The organism is Micromonospora sp. NPDC093277 (assembly GCF_044765245.1).
Classification (GTDB): Bacteria; Actinomycetota; Actinomycetes; order Mycobacteriales; family Micromonosporaceae; genus Micromonospora.
This window is the reverse complement of record NZ_JBIWJO010000007.1, coordinates 119,386-137,132: the sequence shown is the minus strand read 5'-3', so window position 1 is coordinate 137,132 and position 17,747 is coordinate 119,386. Positions and strand designations below refer to the sequence as shown.

Sequence of the window (17,747 nt, the reverse complement as noted above, 5' to 3'; positions counted from 1 at the left end):
TGGGACACCTCCTCCGATCCGGGATGCAACGATGCGGATCACTGAGCACCCTAGGGGTGGGCGGGCTCTCCTGTCCGCCCCCAGCCGGTCGGATGACGGACAGGACCGCCCGCTCGGCCGATGGGTCACCCTCCTGCCGGATCGCGGCGCGGTGTCCGGTTCGCCGACCGATGCGAGTGGGGATGACTGACGGTCATACCAATGGGTAGTCTCACGGGCATGACCGCAAAGGTGACGCTGTCGTTCTCCGACGAGACGATCGAGGAGGCGCGCCGGTTCGCCAAGCGGGAGGGGCTCTCCCTCTCCGCCTGGATGGACCAGGCCGCGCGGGAAAAGGCGCTGCGCGAGGTCTTCACCGCGCACGCCGCCGCCGTCGGTCGCGCCGGACTGGATCTGGAGTCCGCCGCCCTGGCCGACGCCCAGGAGGCCGCGATGATCGACGACGCCCTCTTCGGCGGCGGGCCGCGTGCTGCGTAGGGGCGAGGTCTGGCGCATCTCGGGCGCCCGGGAACGGCTCGGGCTGGTGATCAGCTCCGACGTCTACAACTCCACCGACGTGCCGATCGTGATGGTGGCGGAAGTGGTCGAGGAGTCGCTGCTGCGCGACTCGCCCCTGGCCGTGCCGATGGACGGCTACGTCGTAATGCCCGACCGGCTCTCCTCACCGATGAAGAAGTGGTTCACCGAGTGCGTGGACGTGGCCGACACCGAGACCATGCAGCGGGTCGGTCGGGCGCTGCGCATTCTCCAGGAGCTCTGACCGGCCCGGCCGGGTGGTGGTCGGGCCGACGGGTCCGCGTAGGCTGTCCGCCGAGTGACCTCCGTCATGCCGAAATCGCTGGCCATGCGGGGTGACACCCCGTTTTGACCTGCCACCGGACGGCCGGGTATCGTTGCCTGCTGTTGTACGACATTCAGAGGCGTGCCGCATCAGGTACGCTTGGTCGTTCGTGCGCGCTGGTTCGGCTGGGACGCCCCGGTCACCTCGGCGCGCGACCCCAGACCGACGACGAGACAAGGTAGACCTGTGCGTACGTACAGCCCGAAGCCGGGTGAGATCGAGCGTCAGTGGCACGTCATCGACGCCTCTGATGTCGTGCTGGGCCGCCTGGCGACCCACGCCGCCACGCTGCTGCGTGGCAAGCACAAGCCGACTTTCGCGCCGCACGTCGACACGGGCGACTTCGTCGTCATCGTGAACGCGGGCAAGGTCGCGCTGACCGGCAACAAGCGCCAGCAGAAGATCGCCTACCGCCACTCCGGTTACCCGGGTGGTCTGAAGCAGGTCGGCTACGACGAGCTGCTCACCAAGCGTCCCGAGCGGGCCATCGAGCTGGCCGTGAAGGGGATGCTCCCGCACAACAAGCTCGGCCGTCAGCTGATCAAGAAGCTGAAGGTCTACGCCGGCGCCGAGCACCCGCACGGCGCGCAGCAGCCGGTGCCGTTCGAGATCAAGCAGATCGCGCAGTGAGCGCGGGCGAAGGAAGCAGCATGACCGACATCACCGTCACCGAGGTTGCCCCCGAGGCCACCGAGGCGCCGGCGCCCGTCGCCCGCGCGCCCCGTGGCGACCGCCCGATCCAGACCGTGGGTCGGCGCAAGGAGGCCATCGTCCGGGTCCGCATCGTCCCCGGCAGCGGCAAGATCACCTGCAACGGCCGCGACCTCGAGGCCTACTTCCCGAGCAAGGTGCACCAGCAGCTCATCAAGGACCCGCTGGTGACCGCCGAGAAGGCCGAGGCGTTCGACGTGATCGCCAACCTCCGTGGCGGCGGCACCACCGGCCAGGCCGGTGCGCTGCGTCTCGCCATCGCGCGGGCGCTGATCGTGAGCGAGCCGGACGACCGCCCGGCCCTGAAGAAGGCCGGCTTCCTGACCCGTGACGCCCGGGTCAAGGAAAGCAAGAAGTACGGCCTCAAGAAGGCCCGTAAGGCTCCCCAGTACTCGAAGCGCTGATCATCAGCAGCGCCTTGTACTTCTGACGGACGGCTGGGTCCGCCTCCCTTTCCGGGAGGTGGGCCCGGCCGTTTTGCTTTCTCTCAACGGCACTTCCATCGGAGGTTGGCGGGTATGGGCCGATTGTTCGGCACGGACGGCGTACGCGGGCGGGCGAACGCGGATCTCACCCCGGAGTTGGCGCTCGCGGTAGCGGTCGCCGCCGCCCACACGCTGGCCGAGTCGGACAAGAGCCATCCGCCGCTCGCCGTGGTCGGCCGGGACACCCGGGCGAGCGGCGAGATGCTGGAGGCCGCCGTGGTGGCCGGGCTCACCAGCGCCGGCGCCAACGTGGTACGGGTCGGCGTGCTGCCCACGCCCGCGGTGGCGTTCCTCACCGCCGAGGCCAAGGCCGATCTGGGCGTCATGCTCTCCGCCTCGCACAACCCGATGCCGGACAACGGGATCAAGCTCTTCGCCGCCGGCGGGCACAAGCTGCCCGACGAGATCGAGATGCGGATCGAGGCGGCCGTGGAGGCGAACGCCACCACCGCCTGGAACCGTCCGGTCGGCGCCGGTGTCGGTCGGGTGCACGACCTGCTCGACGGTGCCGACCACTACGTCCAGCACCTGGTCGGCACCGTGCCGCACCGGCTGGACGGGATCAAGGTGGTGGTCGACTGCGCCAACGGCGCGGCCGCCGAGGTCGCCCCGGCCGCCTACCAGGAGGCCGGCGCCGAGGTGATCGCGATCTGCGCCGAGCCGGACGGGCTCAACATCAACGACGACTGTGGCTCCAACCACCTCGACGCGCTGCGAGCCGCCGTGGTGGAGCACGGGGCGCACCTCGGCATCGCCCACGACGGGGACGCCGACCGCTGCGTCGCGGTGACCGCCGACGGCGTCGAGGTCGACGGCGACCAGGTGATGGCGATCCTCGCCCTGGCCATGCGCGAGGCCGGCGAGCTGACCGAGGACACCCTGGTCGCCACGGTGATGAGCAACCTCGGCCTGCGCCTGGCCATGTCCGCGCAGGGCATCCGGCTGGTCGAGACCAAGGTCGGCGACCGGTACGTGCTGGAGGAACTGCGCGCGTCCGGCCTCGCCCTCGGCGGCGAGCAGAGCGGACACATCGTGATGCCGGCGTTCGCCACCACCGGTGACGGGGTGCTCACCGGACTGCACCTGATGTCCCGGATGGCGGCCACCGGCAAGTCGCTCGCCGAGCTGGCCTCCGTCGTGACCAAGCTGCCCCAGGTGCTGATCAACGTGCCGGTGGGCGACCGGACCGTCGGCTCCGCCGCGCCGGCCGTCCGGGCCGAGGTGGAGCGGGCCGAGGCCGAGCTGGGCGAGACGGGCCGGGTGCTGTTGCGCCCCTCCGGCACCGAGCCGCTGGTACGGGTCATGGTCGAGGCGGCCACCGAGGCCACCGCCCGTTCCGTCGCGGAGCGGATCGCCGAGCAGGTACGCACCGCCAGCCCGGCCGGTTGACGACTGTTCCGGCACGGCACGACCCGTCGGGGTCAGGCCGTGCCGGCCTGCTGCCCAGCCCACCCCCGCGTGCCCACCGCCGCTGACCGGCCCTCGCTCCGGCCGGCGTATCAGCGCTCCCGCTTCAGCTGGCGCAGCCGAATCACCGCCTCGGTCAGCACCTCGGGCCGCTTGCAGAAGGCGAACCGGACCAGCCGTTGCCCCGCCTCCGCGTGGTCGTAGAAGACCTGGGTCGGCACCGCCACCACGCCGCAGCGTTCCGGCAGCGACCGGCAGAACTCCACCCCGTCCCGGCCACCGAGCGGGGTGACGTCGGCGGTGACGAAGTACGTGCCCTCCGGCGCGAGCACGTCGAACCCGGCGTCGGTGAGCCCGGCGACCAATTGGTCCCGCCGGCGTTGCATGCCGTCGGCGAAGTCGGCGAAGTACGCGTCCGGCAGCCCGAGCGCCACCGCGACGGCCGGTTGCAGCGGCCCGGCGTTGACGAAGGTGAGGAACTGCTTCACCCGCAGCACCGCGGAGACCAGCGGCGCGGGGCCGCTCACCCAGCCGACCTTCCAGCCGGTGCAGGAGAAGGTCTTGCCGGCCGAGGAGATCCGTAGCGTCCGCTCCCACATGCCGGGAAGCGTCGCCAGCGGCACGTGCGCCGCGGCGGCGTCGGTGAAGACCAGGTGCTCGTACACCTCGTCGGCGACCGCGTACGCGTCGTGCTCCTGGCACAGCTCGGCGACCAGGGCCAGCTCGTCGGGGGTGAAGACCTTCCCGGTCGGGTTGTGCGGAGAGTTCAGCAGCACCAGCCGGGTACGCGGCCCGAACGCGGCGCGCAGCTCGGCCGGGTCGACGGCGTACCGGCCGTCGGCGGCGGGCCGCAGGGTTACGGGCCGGCGGACCGCACCGGCCAGCGCGATCGAGGCGGCGTACGAGTCGTAGTACGGCTCGAAGCAGACCACCTCGTCGCCCGGCTCGCAGAGAGCGAGGATGCTGGCGGCGATCGCCTCGGTGGCGCCCGCGGTCACCACGATCTCGCCGTCCGGGTCGTACTCGAGGCCCCAGAACCGGCGCTGGTGGGCCGCGACGGCCGCGCGCAGCGCCGGGAGGCCCGGCCCCGGCGGGTACTGGTTGTGCCCGGAGCGCAGCGCGTCGGCGGCCGCCGCGAGCATCTCCGGCGGGCCGTCGGTGTCCGGGAAGCCCTGCCCGAGGTTGACCGCGCCGGTGCGTACGGCGAGCGCGGACATCTCGGCGAAGATCGTGGTGCCGAACGGTCGCATCCGGGCCACGAGCGCATCGGTCATCGTCACGCGGTCAGCCTACGGTCCGCCACGGCAGCCGCAAGACCGCCGCCGGACCCGTTTCCCTGTGCTACCAGCCGAAGCAGACCACCCGCCATCCGCCCGATTCCTCGGAGACGACCTTCCCGTTGATGGTGATCCGGCAGGTCACCTCGCCCGAGCCGATGGGCTCCGCAAGGACCTGCACCCGCTCGCGGTCGTCGGCGGTGAACGTCATCCGCCACGGCGTCCGCACCTCGTCAATTTGGAAGAAGTCCGCGTTGGCGTCGTAGAACTGGATGTCCACGGTTTCGGTGCCGGACACCTCGTAGACGACCGTCAGCTCGCCGGGTCCGTCCGACGGCGTGGTGGCCGGGTCGCCGTGCGGCGGAAGCGCATCGTCGTCGGGTGTGCCGTAACCGGGTTCGTACGGCTCGCTGGACCCCACCCCCTCCTCCTCGAAGAAGCTGCCCAGCGCGCTGAGGCCGAGACAAGCGCAGCAGACGAGCGCCACGACGGCGGCCACGACGCCCACCACGATCGCCGCGATCCGCCCGCCGTTCGTCCGGGACGGCGGCGTCTGCCCGGGGTACGCGTACGGCGGCGGGTAGCCGGCCGGAGGCCAGGCCGGCGCGGGGTGGCCGGGCCAGGGGTGCCCGGGTGGCGGGGTGGCACCACCCGGTGCTGCCGGCGACGGCCCGCCGGACGGATCCGCCGGTCCGATCGGGGCGGGGTGTGCGGCGGCGGCGGGCGGGTACCCGGCCGGGGCGGGCGGGTCCGGCTGGCCCGCAGCACCCGGCAGGTTGGTGGAGCCGGGCCGGCCCGCAGCGCCGGGCAGGCCCGTGGCGGCCGTCTCGTCGGCGGGCGACCAGGGCGTCGGCGAGGCCCAGGGCGTCGGGGCGGCCAGCGGGTCCGGCGGCGCCCAGGACGTGGACGCCGGGACTTCCGCCGGTGGCGCGGTGGGATCGGTCGGGTTCCCGCCGGGCTGCGGATCGGGGGACGGCGTTGCCTCGGACATCACTTCAGCTCGCAGGGGACGGGCGCGGACACGTCCGCGAGAGGGATGGGACGTCCGGGGCCGGGCGGCCGGCCGGACCAGGGACTTCAATGTAGGTGACGGTGGCTCGCCCCGCGCTCGGTGCTCCACCCCATCGTGCCCGGCCTGGGCGGCTTGTCTGATCCGTGACCTCCGTCCACCCGTTCGCTCAAAGTCAGTGATCGTTTACCCGGCTTCCGAGCACACGTGGTGAGCGAAACTGGGTTAGGCTGGAGACCATGTGTGGAATCGTGGGTTACGCCGGCGCCCGCCCGGCGCTCGGCATCGTGCTCGACGGACTGCGGCGGCTGGAGTACCGGGGCTACGACTCGGCCGGCGTGGCTGTCGTCTGCGACGACGAGCTGCTGATCGAGAAGAAGGCCGGCAAGCTGGCCAACCTGGAGAAGGTCCTCGCCGAGCGGGCCGCCCGCGACCCGGAGTCCTGCGCCGCCAGCCCGATCGGCATCGGCGACGGCACCACCAGCATCGGCCACACCCGGTGGGCCACCCACGGCGGCCCGACCGACCGCAACGCCCACCCGCACCTGTCCCCCGACGGCCGGGTCGCGGTGATCCACAACGGCATCATCGAGAACTTCGCCAAGCTCCGCACCGAGCTGGAGGACGACGGCGTCGAGTTCGCCAGCGACACCGACACGGAGTGCGCCGCGCACCTGCTCGCCCGCGCGCTCTCCGGTCTGCGTGCGGCCGGCGAGGTCGACAGCCCGCAGCTGCTCGCCTCCGCCATGCGGCTGGTCTGCCAGCGGCTGGAGGGCGCCTTCACCCTGCTCGCGGTTGACGCCGGCATCCCCGGCGCGGTGGTCGGCGCCCGGCGTAACTCGCCCCTGGTGGTCGGCCGTGGCGACGGCGAGAACTACCTGGCCAGCGACGTGGCCGCGTTCATCGAGCACACCCGTGACGCGGTCGAGCTGGGTCAGGACCAGATCGTCCTGATCACACCGGACGACATCGAGATCACCGATTTCGCCGGCCAGCCCGCCACCGGCAAGGACTTCCACATCGACTGGGACTCCTCCGCCGCCGAGAAGGGCGGCTACGACTATTTCATGCTCAAGGAGATCGAGGAGCAGCCGCAGGCGATCGCCGACACCCTGCTCGGCCGGCTCACCGAGACCGGTGAGATCGCCCTCGACGAGGTCCGCCTCAGCGAGCAGGACCTGCGCGACGTCGACAAGATCTTCATCATCGCCTGCGGCACCTCCTATCACGCCGGGATGGTGGCGAAGTACGCCATCGAGCACTGGACCCGGATCCCCTGCGAGGTCGAGCTGGCCAGCGAGTTCCGTTACCGCGACCCGGTGCTGGACCGCTCCACCCTGATCGTGGTGATCTCGCAGTCCGGCGAGACCATGGACACCCTGATGGCCCTGCGCCACGCCAAGGAGCAGAAGGCCCGGGTGCTGGCCATCTGCAACACCAACGGCTCCACCATCCCCCGCGAGTCCGACGCCGTCCTGTACACCCACGGCGGCCCGGAGATCGCGGTGGCCTCCACCAAGGCGTTCCTCACCCAGATCGTCGCCTGCTATCTGATCGGCCTGCACCTGGCCCAGGTGCGCGGGATCAAGTTCGCCGACGAGGTGGGCGCGGTCGTCGCCCAGCTGCAGGAGATGCCGGGCAAGCTGCGCGAGCTGCTCGACCGGATCGAGCCGGTCCGTGAGCTCGCCCGCGAGCTGAAGTCCGAGCCGACGGTGCTCTTCATCGGCCGGCACGTGGGCTACCCGGTGGCGCTGGAGGGCGCGCTGAAGCTCAAGGAACTGGCGTACATGCACGCCGAGGGCTTCGCCGCCGGCGAGCTGAAGCACGGCCCGATCTCGCTCATCGACACCGGCACCCCGGTGATCTGCATCGTGCCGTCGCCGATCGGCCGGGGCATGCTGCACGACAAGGTCGTCTCCAACATCCAGGAGGTGCGGGCCCGGGGCGCCCGCACCATCGTGATCGCGGAGGAGGGGGACGAGGCCGTCGTCCGCTACGCCGACCACCTGATCTACGTGCCGCGTACGCCCACGCTGCTGGCGCCGCTGGTGACCACCGTGCCGCTCCAGGTGCTGGCCGCCGAGATCGCCGCCGGCCGCGGGCACGACGTCGACCAGCCGCGCAACCTGGCCAAGTCGGTCACCGTCGAGTAGTCCACCCCGACCAGGCCCCTCCGCCCCACGGTGGAGGGGCCGCGTCGTCTCGCCACCCGCGGCGCTCACCGGCCCAGCACGATCCGGGCCATGCCGTCCAGCGCAGGGTTACCGGGTTCCCAATAGCCGGTGTGGCCGTACCGGCCGCTGGGGAAGCGCCGCCCGCCGAAGCCCGGGTCGCTCGGGTCGCGCCCGAACCACAGCTCGTGGTCGCGCCCGTCGAGCATCGCCGCCGCCGGGCCGAGCGGTGTCCCGGCCAGGATCGCCCGGCGGGCCAGCTCGTCCGGCGGCCGGGCCAGCCGGATCACGTCGTCCGGTGCGGTGCTCGCCCATACCTGCCCGGGCGGCACCCGCAGCTCGCCAGCGTGCTCGACGCCCACCCCGGGAGAGCCGACGAAGACCAGCGCGTCGGCGCTCAGCCCGTGATCGCGGGCCGCGGTGCCGACCACCAGCGAGCCGTAGCTGTGGCCGAGCACGGTCTGTCGGGCGGGCAGACCCTCGTGCGAGGCCCGCAGCCCCTCCTGGAAGCGGTGCAGCGTCGGCCCGGCGTCCTCGGCCTGCCGGGTGCGGGACGCCTCGGGCAGGAAGTCCGGCGCGTCGTAGTCCAGCCAGAGCACCGCCGCCGTCTCCTCGCCCGGCCCGAGCGCCGCGCAGCGGTCCAGCACCCGGGCGGCCCGACCCAACTCTCCGGGGGCGCTGGCGAGGTCCGAGGTCATCCCTGGGACGTACGTCAGCACCGCCCCGGCCCGGTCCGGGTTGCCCAGCGCCACCACCGCGCGCCCGTCCCCACCCGGATCCAGCCCGAGCAGATAGGCCCGGGGCGCACCCGGAGCGGCCAGCCGCCGGTCCAGCGCGTCGAGGTCGCGCAGCGCCGCCCGCACCCGGGCGAGCCGGACCACCCGGGCCAGCTCGAGCGGCCCCGGCGGCAGCGGCTTCGACAACCGCCGGAGCCGGGCCGCCAGCTCCTCGCGCCGCGCGGCCAGCAGCAGCCGGTTGGCCTGGTCCCGGGCCGCCACCGGCACCCCGTCGAGCCGGCCGACCCGGGCCGGTTCGTGCCCGATCAGCCAGCGGCGCTCCGCCGGGGTGAGCCCGGCCCACCAGCGGCTGACCTCGACCGGGCCGGCTCCGGGCGACGGCCGCCAGCCGGGCGGGACGCTCACCCAGCCGGTGACCGCCGCCGTGGTCAACTCGCCGAGTCTGGCGGCGGCCTCCCGGTCCGCCGCGCCGGCCAGCGCCAGCGCGCCGCGTACCTCGGCCGCCACCTCCGTCAGCGCCGGCCCGAGCCGGTCGACGGAACGGGGGCGGGCCGGATCGGGCCGAACCGCCCCCGCCCGGTCCACCAGCAGGCCGCCCGCGTCGGCGTGTGCCACCGCCGCGGTCAGCCGGGCCTTCGCCGTGCCCAACCGGGCGGCGAACTCGGCGAGCACCTGGTCGACCTCGATCAGCGCGGGCAGGACGTCGGTCAGCGCGTCGCGCAGCCCCCCGACCTGCGCGCCTGCCGCGGTGGCCGCGGCACCGGACCAGCCGGGACGAAGGGCGGCGACCCGGGTGTCCAGCCCCTCGGCCCGCCGCCGGACCGGACCGGCGAGCCCGCGCCAGCCCACCCCGGCCGCGACCCAGGCACCCGGGTCAGCCCTCCAGAGCTGGGCGTAGCCGGCCGGCGAAGGCGCCTTCGAAGCCGCGAGCGGGTCGGCGCCGCGCCCGGCCGGCGCGTCGGGGGTGGAGGAAGTCAACGGGGAATCCCGGTGAGCCGGCGGGCGGCCCGCTCGTCCGCCGCCTCGTAGCCGTCGGCGGCGGCCCGGACCGCCTCGGCGGTGGTGGCCACCCGGGCGGCGAGCGCTCCGCACCAGCGGTGCGTCGCCGCCTCCAGCTCGGCCAGCGCCACCCCGGCCCGCCAGCCGTCGGCCGGCACCACCAGCCCGGGAGCGCCGGACAGCGACCGTGCCAGCTGGTACGCGTCGTCGCCCAGCCCTCTCGCGACCCCGCGCAGCAGCTCCGGCTCGACGGCGAACGGCTCCTCGGTCATCGACGCCTCCCCGTGGCGCGGGCCGCCGACGATTGACGCCGGCAGCGGACGGACGCCCGCGCCGGAGCGGCGGGCGGATCGGGCAACGGGGACGCTAGGGGACAGCCGGCCGCCGGCACCGCCCCTGTGGACAACCGGCGGTCGTCGTACCCGTGGGTTGTCCACAGGCGTTGTCCACGGCGCGGCCGGCGGCTAATCTGCGGCCGGAGCCGCCGGTAGGGTGAGATGCGTGATCGTGGCTGTCGGCATCGATGTCGTGCTGGTGGATCGGTTCGCCCGAGCCCTGGCGCGGACGCCGCTGCTCGCCGACCGCCTCTTCAGCGAGCCCGAGCGGTACACCCGCTCGGGCAGTCCGCGCTCGCCCGAATCCCTCGCCGCCCGCTTCGCGGCGAAGGAGGCGGTGGCCAAGGCGCTCGGCGCGCCGGCCGGGTTGAGCTGGCACGACTGCGAGGTCGTGCCGGATCCGGACGGCCGGCCCTGGCTGGCCGTCTCCGGCACGGTGGCCGCCGCCGCGGCCAAACGCGGGATCAACCGCTGGCACCTGTCGTTGTCGCACGACGGCGGTATCGCGTCGGCGATGGTGGTCGCGGAGAGCTGAGCCGGCCGGGCGGGCCGCCCGGGGATCAACGGACGGGGACGGGGTGGCATGAGAGCGGTGTGGCGGGTCGCGGACGTACGCGCGGCGGAGGCCGGCCTGATGGCCACCCTCCCGCCCGGGGAGCTGATGCGGCGGGCCGCCGCCGGCCTGGCCCGCCGCTGCGCGCTGCTGCTCGCCGATCGGGGCGGCGTCTACGGCGCCCGGGTGCTGCTGCTGGTCGGCTCCGGCGACAACGGCGGCGACACCCTGTACGCGGGCGAGCGGCTGGCCCGCCGGGGCGCTGCGGTCTCCGCCCTGCTGCTCACCCCCGGCCGGGCGCACGCCGAAGGGCTGGCCGCGCTGCGGGCCGCCGGCGGAGCCCTCGTCGACCGGCCCCCGGCCCTGGTGGACCTGGTGCTCGACGGCATCGTCGGGATCGGCGGCACCGGCGGGCTTCGGGAGACCGCCGACCAGCTCGCCGCGAGCCTCGCGGAGCGCTGCGGGCAGGACGGTGCCCGGGCCACCGTGGTGGCGGTGGACGTGCCGAGCGGCGTCGCGGTGGACACCGGGCACGTGCCGCTCACCGCCGCCGGCCGGCCCTGCGCGGTACGCGCCGACGTGACGGTCGCCTTCGGCGCGCTGAAGCCGGCCCTGGTGGTCGGCCCGGCCGCCGTGCTCGCCGGGCATGTCGAGCTGGTCGACATCGGGCTGGAACCGTGGCTGCGCGGCACCCCGGCGCTGCGGGTCACCGAGTGGTCGGACGTGGTCGACTGGTGGCCCCGACCGGGTCCGGCCGCCCAGAAGTACAGCCGGGGCGTGGTCGGGGTGGCGACCGGCTCGGCCACGTACCCGGGTGCCGCGGTGCTCTCCGTGGGTGGCGCGCTGGCCGGCCCGACCGGCATGGTCCGGTACGCGGGCAGCGCCCGCGCCGAGGTGCTGCACCAACACCCGTCGGTGATCGCCACCGGCCGGGTCGCCGACGCCGGCCGGGTGCAGGCCTGGGTCTGCGGCTCGGGGCTGGGCACCGGCGAGGAGTCCGTCGCGGAACTGCGCACGGTGCTCAGTGCCCCGGTGCCGGTGGTGCTCGACGCCGACGCGCTCACCCTGCTGGTCGACGGTTCGATGGCCGAGCGGCTGCGCGGCCGGGACGCGCCGATCGTGGTGACCCCGCACGATCGGGAGTACGCCCGGCTCTGCGGGGAGACCCCGGGCGCGGACCGGGTGGGGGCCGCGCTGCGGCTGGCCGCCTGGATGAACGCGGTGGTGCTGCTCAAGGGCGACCGCACGATCATCGGCACCCCGGACGGCCGGGCGTACGCCAACCCGACCGGCACCCCGGTGCTGGCGACCGGGGGCACCGGTGACGTGCTGGCCGGGCTGCTCGGCTCGCTGCTCGCCGCCGGGCTGCCGGCCGAGCGGGCGGCCGCCGCGGCGGCGTACCTGCACGGGCTGGCCGGCCGGGAGGCGGCCCGGAGCGGTCCGGTGACCGCGCCCGACGTGGCGGCCGCGCTCCGCCCGGTGCTCGCCCGCCTGGGCTGACCAGGGCGGCCGGGCCCGTCGCCCCGGGTCCGGGCCGGGCCGACCGTCCGGCTCTCGGCCGCGGTGATCAGCGGCGGAAGTAGGCTGGGGGCATGTGGCAGTCGGAGGTGCGCGTCGACCTGGACGCGATCCGGGAGAATGTGGCCCAGCTCAAGACGGGCACCAGCGCCGAGCTGATGGCGGTCGTGAAGGCCGACGGGTACGGCCATGGCATGGTTCCGGCCGCCCGCGCCGCGCTCGACGCCGGCGCGGACTGGCTCGGGGTCTGCACCCTCGACGAGGCGCTCACCCTGCGCCGGGAGGGGATCACCGCGCCGGTGCTGGCCTGGCTGCTCGCCCCCGGGTTGCCGCTGCACGACGGCGTCGCGGTCGGCATCGACCTGGGCTGCGCCAGCCTCACCCAGCTGGACGAGCTGGTCGAGGCGGGACGCCGGGCGGACCGCCCGGCCCGGGTGCATCTGAAGATCGACACCGGCCTGTCGCGCGGCGGGGCGACCGTCGCCGACTGGCCCGCCCTGCTGGAGGCCGCGGCCAAGTCCCAGGCCGACGGCCTGGTCGAGGTGGTCGGGGTGTGGAGCCATTTCGCGTACGCGGACTCGCCCGGCCACTCCACCATCGACCGGCAGCTCGCCGTCTTCGAGGAGGGGGTGGCCATGGCCGAGAAGGCGGGGCTGCACCCCCGCTACCGGCACCTGGCCAACTCGGCCGCCACGCTGACCCGCCCGGACGCCCACTTCGACCTGGTCCGCCCCGGTCTGGCCATCTACGGCCTCTCCCCGGTGGCCGGCGAGCGGTTCGGCCTGCGCCCGGCGATGACCGCCCGGGCCCGGGTGATGCTGACCAAGCGGGTTCCGGCCGACACCGGCGTGTCGTACGGCCACACCTACGTCACCGAGCAGGAGGCCAACCTGGCCGTCGTCCCCCTCGGGTACGCTGACGGGGTGCCCCGGCACGCCTCCAGCACCGGTCCGGTGCAGCTCGGTGGCAAGCGGCGGACCATCGCCGGCCGGGTCTGCATGGACCAGTTCGTGCTGGACTGCGGCGACGACGAGGTGGCGGCCGGGGACGTGGCGACGCTCTTCGGCAGCGGCGCGAACGGCGAGCCCACCGCCGACGACTGGGCCGAGGCGGTCGGTACGATCAACTACGAGATCGTGACCCGGTTCGGTGGGGTCCGGGTGCCCCGCGTCTACGACGGCGAAAGGCAGGCGGCGTCGCCGGTCCGGGGCACGCAGCCGTGAATCGCCGCTTCGGCGTCCCCCGGCCGCGCACGGCCGCCGGCCGGGTCGCCGGGGTGGTCGGTGCCGCCGCCGGGCTTGCCGCCGCCGGGCTCGCCGCGGGTGTGGTGGGCGAGCGGATCCTGGTCCGCCGCCTGAAGAACGACCCCGCGGACCCGTACGCCCACGAGCTCTTCGGCGAGCAGCGGCACGACGAGGCGTTCCGGCTGGAGATGCCGGACGGCACCGACATCCACGTCGAGGTGGTCGAGCCGACCCGGCCGGTCGAGGGGCACCCGACCGTGGTGCTGGTGCACGGCTTCTGCCTGGACATGGGGACCTTCCACTTCCAGCGCGAGATGCTCGCCGCGCGCGGCGACTACCGGATCGTCGCGTACGACCAGCCCGGGCACGGCCGCTCCGGAAGGCTGGAGGCCGGCGACTATGACCTAGCCGCGCTGGGTCGGACCCTGCGCCGGGTGATCGACGAGGTGGCTCCGGAGGGGCCGCTGGTGCTGGTCGGTCACTCCATGGGCGGCATGACGATCATGGCGCTGGCCGAGTTGTATCCGGAGCTGTTCGGTGAACGGGTGGTCGGCACCGTGCTGATGGCCACCTCGGGCGGCGTGCTCTCCGAGACCAAGCTGGTGGCGCCCGCGCTGCTCGGCCGGGTCGGTGGGCCGGTGCTCTACATGATGAGCAACGCCGCCCGGTACGGCGGCACGGTGATCGACAAGGCCCGGAAGTCGACGTCCAACGTCGCCTGGCTGCTGACCCGCAGGTACGGCTTCGGCACCCCGAAGCCCAGCCCGGCCCTGGTGTCGTACGTCGAGATGATGAACTCGCGGACCTCCGCCGACACGGTCACCCGCTACCTGCGCACACTGGCCACTCACTCCCGGTTCCCGGCGTTGGCCGCGTTGGCCGGCACGCCGGTGTTGGTGATCGTCGGGGACAAGGACATGATCACTCCGGTGACCCACTCCGAGGAGATCGTCCGGCGGCTGCCGCACGCCGAGTTCGTGAAGATCCACGACAGCGGGCACGTGGTGATGCTGGAACACGCCGACGAGGTGAACGCGGCGGTCAAGGCGTTCCTGGAGGAGTTGTGACCGTCGTCGTGGAGCTGAAGACGATCGACGACACCCACGAGTTCGGCCGCCGGCTGGCCCGGGTGCTGCACGCCGGTGACCTGCTGCTGCTCAGCGGTCCGTTGGGGGCCGGGAAGACCGCGCTGACCCAGGGCATCGGCGCCGGCCTCGGCGTACGCGGCGACATCACCTCGCCGACCTTCGTGATCGCCCGGGTGCACCGCCCCGATCCGGCCCGGGGCGGGCGGGTCACCCTGGTGCACGCCGACGCGTACCGGCTGGGGGAGTCGGCCGACCCGCGGGCCGAGATCGACGACCTGGACCTGGACGCCTCGGTGGACGAGGCGGTCACCGTGGTCGAGTGGGGCGAGGGGATGGTCGAGCAGTTGGTCGACGCGCACCTGCGGGTCCGCATCGACCGCCGCGACGACGACACCCGGGTGGTCACGTGCGAGCCGGTCGGCGGCGACTGGGCGCGACGCCTGGCCACCCTCGACTGACGACTGTCGTACCCGATGCCTACAGTGCCCGAGACCGATCAGACCGGCGGAAGGTTGCCGATGCCCGACGACGCCCCCACCCTCGACCTGCTGACGCTCCTGCCCGACGCGTGGCAGTCCGTGCTCACCGCGCACCTCGACCCGGCCCGCACCGCGGCGCTGGCCGAGTTCGTCGCCGGGGAGTACGCGACCCAGACCGTCTACCCGCCGGTCGAGGACCTCTTCTCCGCCTACCGGCTGTGCGGGCCGGCGGACTGCCGGGTGCTGATCCTCGGGCAGGATCCCTACCACAAGGCGGGGCAGGCGCACGGGTTGAGCTTCAGCGTGCGCGAGGGCGTGTCGGTGCCGCCGTCGCTGCGTAACGTCTTCAAGGAGCTGGGTGAGGATCTGGGCGTGCCGAAGCCGCGCAGCGGCAACCTGACCGGTTGGGCGGCGCAGGGCGTGCTGCTGCTCAACTCGGTGCTCACCGTCCGGGAGGCCAAGCCGGGCTCGCACGCCAAGCAGGGCTGGGAGGAGTTCACCGACGCCACCATCCGGGCGCTGGACGCCCTCGACCAGCGGGTGGTCTTCCTGCTCTGGGGTGGTTACGCCCGTAAGAAGGCCGCTCTGGTCAGCAACCCGCGGCACGTGGTACTGGAGGCCGGTCACCCCAGTCCGATGAACCCGCAGGGCTTCCTCGGCAGCCGACCGTTCAGCGCGGCGAACAAGGCTCTCGCCGACGCCGGGCTGCCCACCATCGACTGGGAGCGTTCAGCCGGCTGACGCGAGCCGTTGCCGGTGCCGGCGCAACAGGTCGGCGGCGCGCGGGTCGGTCACCTCGACCCGTACCAGCGGCTCGACCGGGTAGGTGCGGCCACCGTGCCGCACCTCGACCGGTTCGGGCAGTTCGTCGCACATCCGTGCCCGCAGTTCTCCGTACCGGGTACGCCAGCGGTGCTCGCCCGGCTCCTCGGGTTCGAGCCGCAGGCTGCCCCATTCCGCCCAGCGGGCGTTCCACCTTTGCGCGTACGCCTGCTCCAGCCAGGCGGTCAGCCGGGCCGAGTCCCGCCAGCACACCGCGACGTCCACGCCGTCCCCGGGTAGCGGCGCGCCCTGGAGCAGCGCCGCCGTGCTCCCCGTCAACACGTACGGCAGGTCGCCCAGCGCGGCGAGCATCCGGTCCAGCCCGAGCTCGTCGATCAGCTTCAGCACCGGCTCCTCGGCCAACTCGTCGAGCGCCGCGTCGAGGTGGCTGTCCAACGGCTCCAACTCCACCCGGAGTTGCCGCCCGAGTGCGGTGAGCAGCCGCTCGACCATCGGCAGGCTCGGCAGCCGGTCACCCCGTTCGATGTGGGCGAGCGTGCCCTGGCGGAGCCCGACCAGGTCGGCCAGTGCCTGTTGGGTCAACTCCTGTCGCTCCCGTTCGTGGCGGATCGCGGTGGCGATCTGGCGGGCCAGGCGGCTGCTCTCGGTCACCTCCGGATGATGACGGAAGTCTTGAAAGCGCCATGTCTCTCAGACATATTTACGTCTCAGCGACATGTCACTCGTCGGCGATGCGCCGACCGTCGGCATCGCAGTGGGTATCGCCGTGGTCGCATAGCGATCCAACAGGAACCGGGCAAAGATCTTCGTGGTCCTGGTTCTGGTCGTGGTGGCTGGCCGCCGTCGTGGTGGCTGGCCGCACAGTGGCCGCCGTCACGGTGGCTGGCTCGCCGCTGTCGGGGGTGCGGTGGTCGCCGGCTGCTGCGGCGCCGGGACGGGCCGAGACCGGGTGTGACCCCAGTGCGGCTAGGCTGGCATACCGTGCTCGTACTCGTGGTGGACTCGTCGACGCCCGCGGTGACCGCGGCCCTGGTCGAGGTCTCGGCGGACGGTGTCGTGGCCCGCGCGCAGCGGTGCGCGGTCGACGCCCGAGCCCACGGCGAGCTGCTCGCCCCGCAGGTCGACGCGGTGCTGGCCGACGCCGCGGCCCGCCCCCGCGATCTCGACGCGATCGTCGCCGGGCTGGGCCCGGGGCCGTTCACCGGGCTGCGAGTCGGCCTGGTTACCGCCGCCACCATGGGGCAGGTGCTGGGCATCCCCACGTACGGGGTCTGCTCGCTGGACGGGATGGGCCACCCGGCGGCCGCCGGCGAGACGGTCCTGGCCGCCAGCGACGCGCGGCGCCGGGAGATCTACTGGGCGGTTTACGACGGCGCCGGCCAGCGGATCGCCGGCCCGAACGTGGACGTCCCCGCGGTCGCCGCGGAGCGCGCCCGCGACCTGGCCGCCACCGTCGCGGTCGGCGACGGCGCGCACCGGTACGCAGACGTCCTCGGCCTGCCGCTGCGGGTCGAGCCGCGCTACCCGGACCCGATGGCGCTGGCCCGGCTCGCGGCCGAGCGGATCCGCGCGGGCGCCCCCGGCGAGCCGCTCACCCCGCTCTACCTGCGTCGCCCGGACGCCGTCGCGGCCACCGGTCACAAGCCGGTCCTGCCGTGACGGGCGCGCGACTGGAGCGCTTCCGCTGGTGGCACATCGACCAGGTACTGCCCATCGAGGCGGACCTCTTCGGCGCCGAGCAGTGGTCGCCGGCGATGTTCTGGAACGAGCTGGCCAACGGGCACTTCTACCTGGTCGCCATCGACGACGGGAGCGTGCTCGGCTACGCAGGGCTGCTGGTGTCGCCGCCCGACGAGGGCTGGGTGCAGAACATCGCGGTCCGCCGCGACGCCCAGCGCCGGGGGATCGGCCGCACGCTGCTGGAGGCGCTGCTCGCCGAGGCGGCCCGACGAGGCGTACGCAGCACGCTGCTGGAGGTCGCCGCGGACAACGCCCCGGCCCAGCGGCTCTACGCCACGTACGACTTCGAGCCGATCGGCGTGCGCCGTGGCTACTACCAACCGAGCAACACCGACGCGCTGGTCATGCAGCGCAACGAGGACTGACGAGC

The 17,747-nt window shown here is 73.7% G+C and carries 19 protein-coding genes; 14 read left to right on the top strand and 5 right to left on the bottom strand.

From position 1 onward, the window contains the following. The first annotated feature begins 219 nt into the window (after positions 1 to 219). The 5 genes from ACIRG9_RS17170 to glmM all read left to right on the top strand — a co-directional run bounded on the left by ACIRG9_RS17170 (position 220) and on the right by glmM (position 3,426). A complete protein-coding gene (locus ACIRG9_RS17170) occupies positions 220 to 477 on the top strand; it encodes a DUF6364 family protein (RefSeq protein ID WP_402856431.1) in 258 nt (85 codons plus the stop codon). Further along, complete coding sequence (locus tag ACIRG9_RS17165; protein ID WP_402856428.1) at positions 467 to 760, top strand: hypothetical protein; 294 nt, start codon at positions 467 to 469, stop codon at positions 758 to 760. The genes ACIRG9_RS17170 and ACIRG9_RS17165 overlap by 11 nt, the downstream gene beginning before the upstream one ends. A 267-nt stretch (positions 761 to 1,027) precedes the next feature. Further along, the gene (rplM, locus tag ACIRG9_RS17160; RefSeq protein ID WP_089005245.1) at positions 1,028 to 1,471 is read left to right on the top strand and encodes a 50S ribosomal protein L13; all 444 of its coding nucleotides are present in this window, start codon (positions 1,028 to 1,030) and stop codon (positions 1,469 to 1,471) included. Between the two features lie 20 nt (positions 1,472 to 1,491). After that, a complete protein-coding gene (gene rpsI / locus ACIRG9_RS17155; protein WP_089005246.1) occupies positions 1,492 to 1,956 on the top strand; it encodes a 30S ribosomal protein S9 in 465 nt (154 codons plus the stop codon). Positions 1,957 to 2,070: 114 nt separating this feature from the next. Next, entirely contained in the window at positions 2,071 to 3,426 is a 1,356-nt protein-coding gene (gene glmM, locus ACIRG9_RS17150) for a phosphoglucosamine mutase (RefSeq protein WP_402856423.1), read from the top strand. 110 nt (positions 3,427 to 3,536) lie between these two features. On the opposite strand, the gene ACIRG9_RS17145 is transcribed toward glmM, so the two are convergent. Both ACIRG9_RS17145 and ACIRG9_RS17140 read right to left on the bottom strand, forming a co-directional pair. Further along, positions 3,537 to 4,718: a pyridoxal phosphate-dependent aminotransferase gene (locus tag ACIRG9_RS17145; RefSeq protein WP_402857105.1), complete on the bottom strand. Its 1,182-nt coding sequence runs from the start codon at positions 4,716 to 4,718 to the stop codon at positions 3,537 to 3,539. A 67-nt stretch (positions 4,719 to 4,785) separates the two neighbouring features. Further along, complete coding sequence (locus tag ACIRG9_RS17140) at positions 4,786 to 5,712, bottom strand: MmpS family transport accessory protein (protein WP_402856421.1); 927 nt, start codon at positions 5,710 to 5,712, stop codon at positions 4,786 to 4,788. Positions 5,713 to 5,969: 257 nt separating this feature from the next. On the opposite strand from ACIRG9_RS17140, the gene glmS reads away from it, so the two are divergent. Beyond that, the gene (glmS, locus tag ACIRG9_RS17135) at positions 5,970 to 7,883 is read left to right on the top strand and encodes a glutamine--fructose-6-phosphate transaminase (isomerizing) (protein WP_402856418.1); all 1,914 of its coding nucleotides are present in this window, start codon (positions 5,970 to 5,972) and stop codon (positions 7,881 to 7,883) included. Positions 7,884 to 7,948: 65 nt separating this feature from the next. On the opposite strand, the gene ACIRG9_RS17130 is transcribed toward glmS, so the two are convergent. Together ACIRG9_RS17130 and ACIRG9_RS17125 are read right to left on the bottom strand one after the other, a co-directional pair. Next, positions 7,949 to 9,616, bottom strand: coding sequence for an alpha/beta hydrolase (locus ACIRG9_RS17130; protein WP_402856415.1), 1,668 nt, complete (start codon positions 9,614 to 9,616; stop codon positions 7,949 to 7,951). Continuing rightward, positions 9,613 to 9,909, bottom strand: a complete 297-nt coding sequence (locus tag ACIRG9_RS17125) for a type VII secretion target (RefSeq protein WP_402856412.1) — start codon at positions 9,907 to 9,909, stop codon at positions 9,613 to 9,615. The genes ACIRG9_RS17130 and ACIRG9_RS17125 overlap by 4 nt, the downstream gene beginning before the upstream one ends. 229 nt (positions 9,910 to 10,138) lie before the next feature. On the opposite strand from ACIRG9_RS17125, the gene ACIRG9_RS17120 reads away from it, so the two are divergent. The 6 genes from ACIRG9_RS17120 to ung all read left to right on the top strand — a co-directional run bounded on the left by ACIRG9_RS17120 (position 10,139) and on the right by ung (position 15,595). Continuing rightward, the gene (locus ACIRG9_RS17120; RefSeq protein ID WP_402856409.1) at positions 10,139 to 10,507 is read left to right on the top strand and encodes a holo-ACP synthase; all 369 of its coding nucleotides are present in this window, start codon (positions 10,139 to 10,141) and stop codon (positions 10,505 to 10,507) included. A 48-nt stretch (positions 10,508 to 10,555) separates the two neighbouring features. Further along, positions 10,556 to 12,025, top strand: a complete 1,470-nt coding sequence (locus tag ACIRG9_RS17115) for an NAD(P)H-hydrate dehydratase (RefSeq protein WP_402856406.1) — start codon at positions 10,556 to 10,558, stop codon at positions 12,023 to 12,025. 92 nt (positions 12,026 to 12,117) lie between these two features. Further along, positions 12,118 to 13,266 (top strand): alanine racemase, encoded by a 1,149-nt coding sequence (gene alr / locus ACIRG9_RS17110; protein WP_402856403.1) that lies wholly within the window; start codon positions 12,118 to 12,120, stop codon positions 13,264 to 13,266. Continuing rightward, a complete protein-coding gene (locus ACIRG9_RS17105; protein ID WP_402856401.1) occupies positions 13,263 to 14,354 on the top strand; it encodes an alpha/beta fold hydrolase in 1,092 nt (363 codons plus the stop codon). The genes alr and ACIRG9_RS17105 overlap by 4 nt, the downstream gene beginning before the upstream one ends. Continuing rightward, complete coding sequence (tsaE, locus tag ACIRG9_RS17100; protein ID WP_402856398.1) at positions 14,351 to 14,833, top strand: tRNA (adenosine(37)-N6)-threonylcarbamoyltransferase complex ATPase subunit type 1 TsaE; 483 nt, start codon at positions 14,351 to 14,353, stop codon at positions 14,831 to 14,833. Before ACIRG9_RS17105 ends, tsaE begins: the two co-directional genes overlap by 4 nt. A 60-nt stretch (positions 14,834 to 14,893) precedes the next feature. Continuing rightward, positions 14,894 to 15,595 (top strand): uracil-DNA glycosylase, encoded by a 702-nt coding sequence (gene ung, locus ACIRG9_RS17095; protein ID WP_402856395.1) that lies wholly within the window; start codon positions 14,894 to 14,896, stop codon positions 15,593 to 15,595. Here the strand turns inward: ung and ACIRG9_RS17090 are convergent. Further along, positions 15,584 to 16,288: a helix-turn-helix transcriptional regulator gene (locus ACIRG9_RS17090; RefSeq protein ID WP_402856389.1), complete on the bottom strand. Its 705-nt coding sequence runs from the start codon at positions 16,286 to 16,288 to the stop codon at positions 15,584 to 15,586. The genes ung and ACIRG9_RS17090 overlap by 12 nt on opposite strands. Before the next feature lie 330 nt (positions 16,289 to 16,618). Here ACIRG9_RS17090 and tsaB point away from each other — a divergent pair, with 330 nt between their 5' ends. Together tsaB and rimI are read left to right on the top strand one after the other, a co-directional pair. Further along, positions 16,619 to 17,296, top strand: coding sequence for a tRNA (adenosine(37)-N6)-threonylcarbamoyltransferase complex dimerization subunit type 1 TsaB (gene tsaB / locus ACIRG9_RS17085; protein ID WP_402856386.1), 678 nt, complete (start codon positions 16,619 to 16,621; stop codon positions 17,294 to 17,296). Then, a complete protein-coding gene (gene rimI / locus ACIRG9_RS17080; protein ID WP_402856383.1) occupies positions 17,293 to 17,742 on the top strand; it encodes a ribosomal protein S18-alanine N-acetyltransferase in 450 nt (149 codons plus the stop codon). The genes tsaB and rimI overlap by 4 nt, the downstream gene beginning before the upstream one ends. The last annotated feature ends 5 nt before the right edge of the window (positions 17,743 to 17,747 follow it).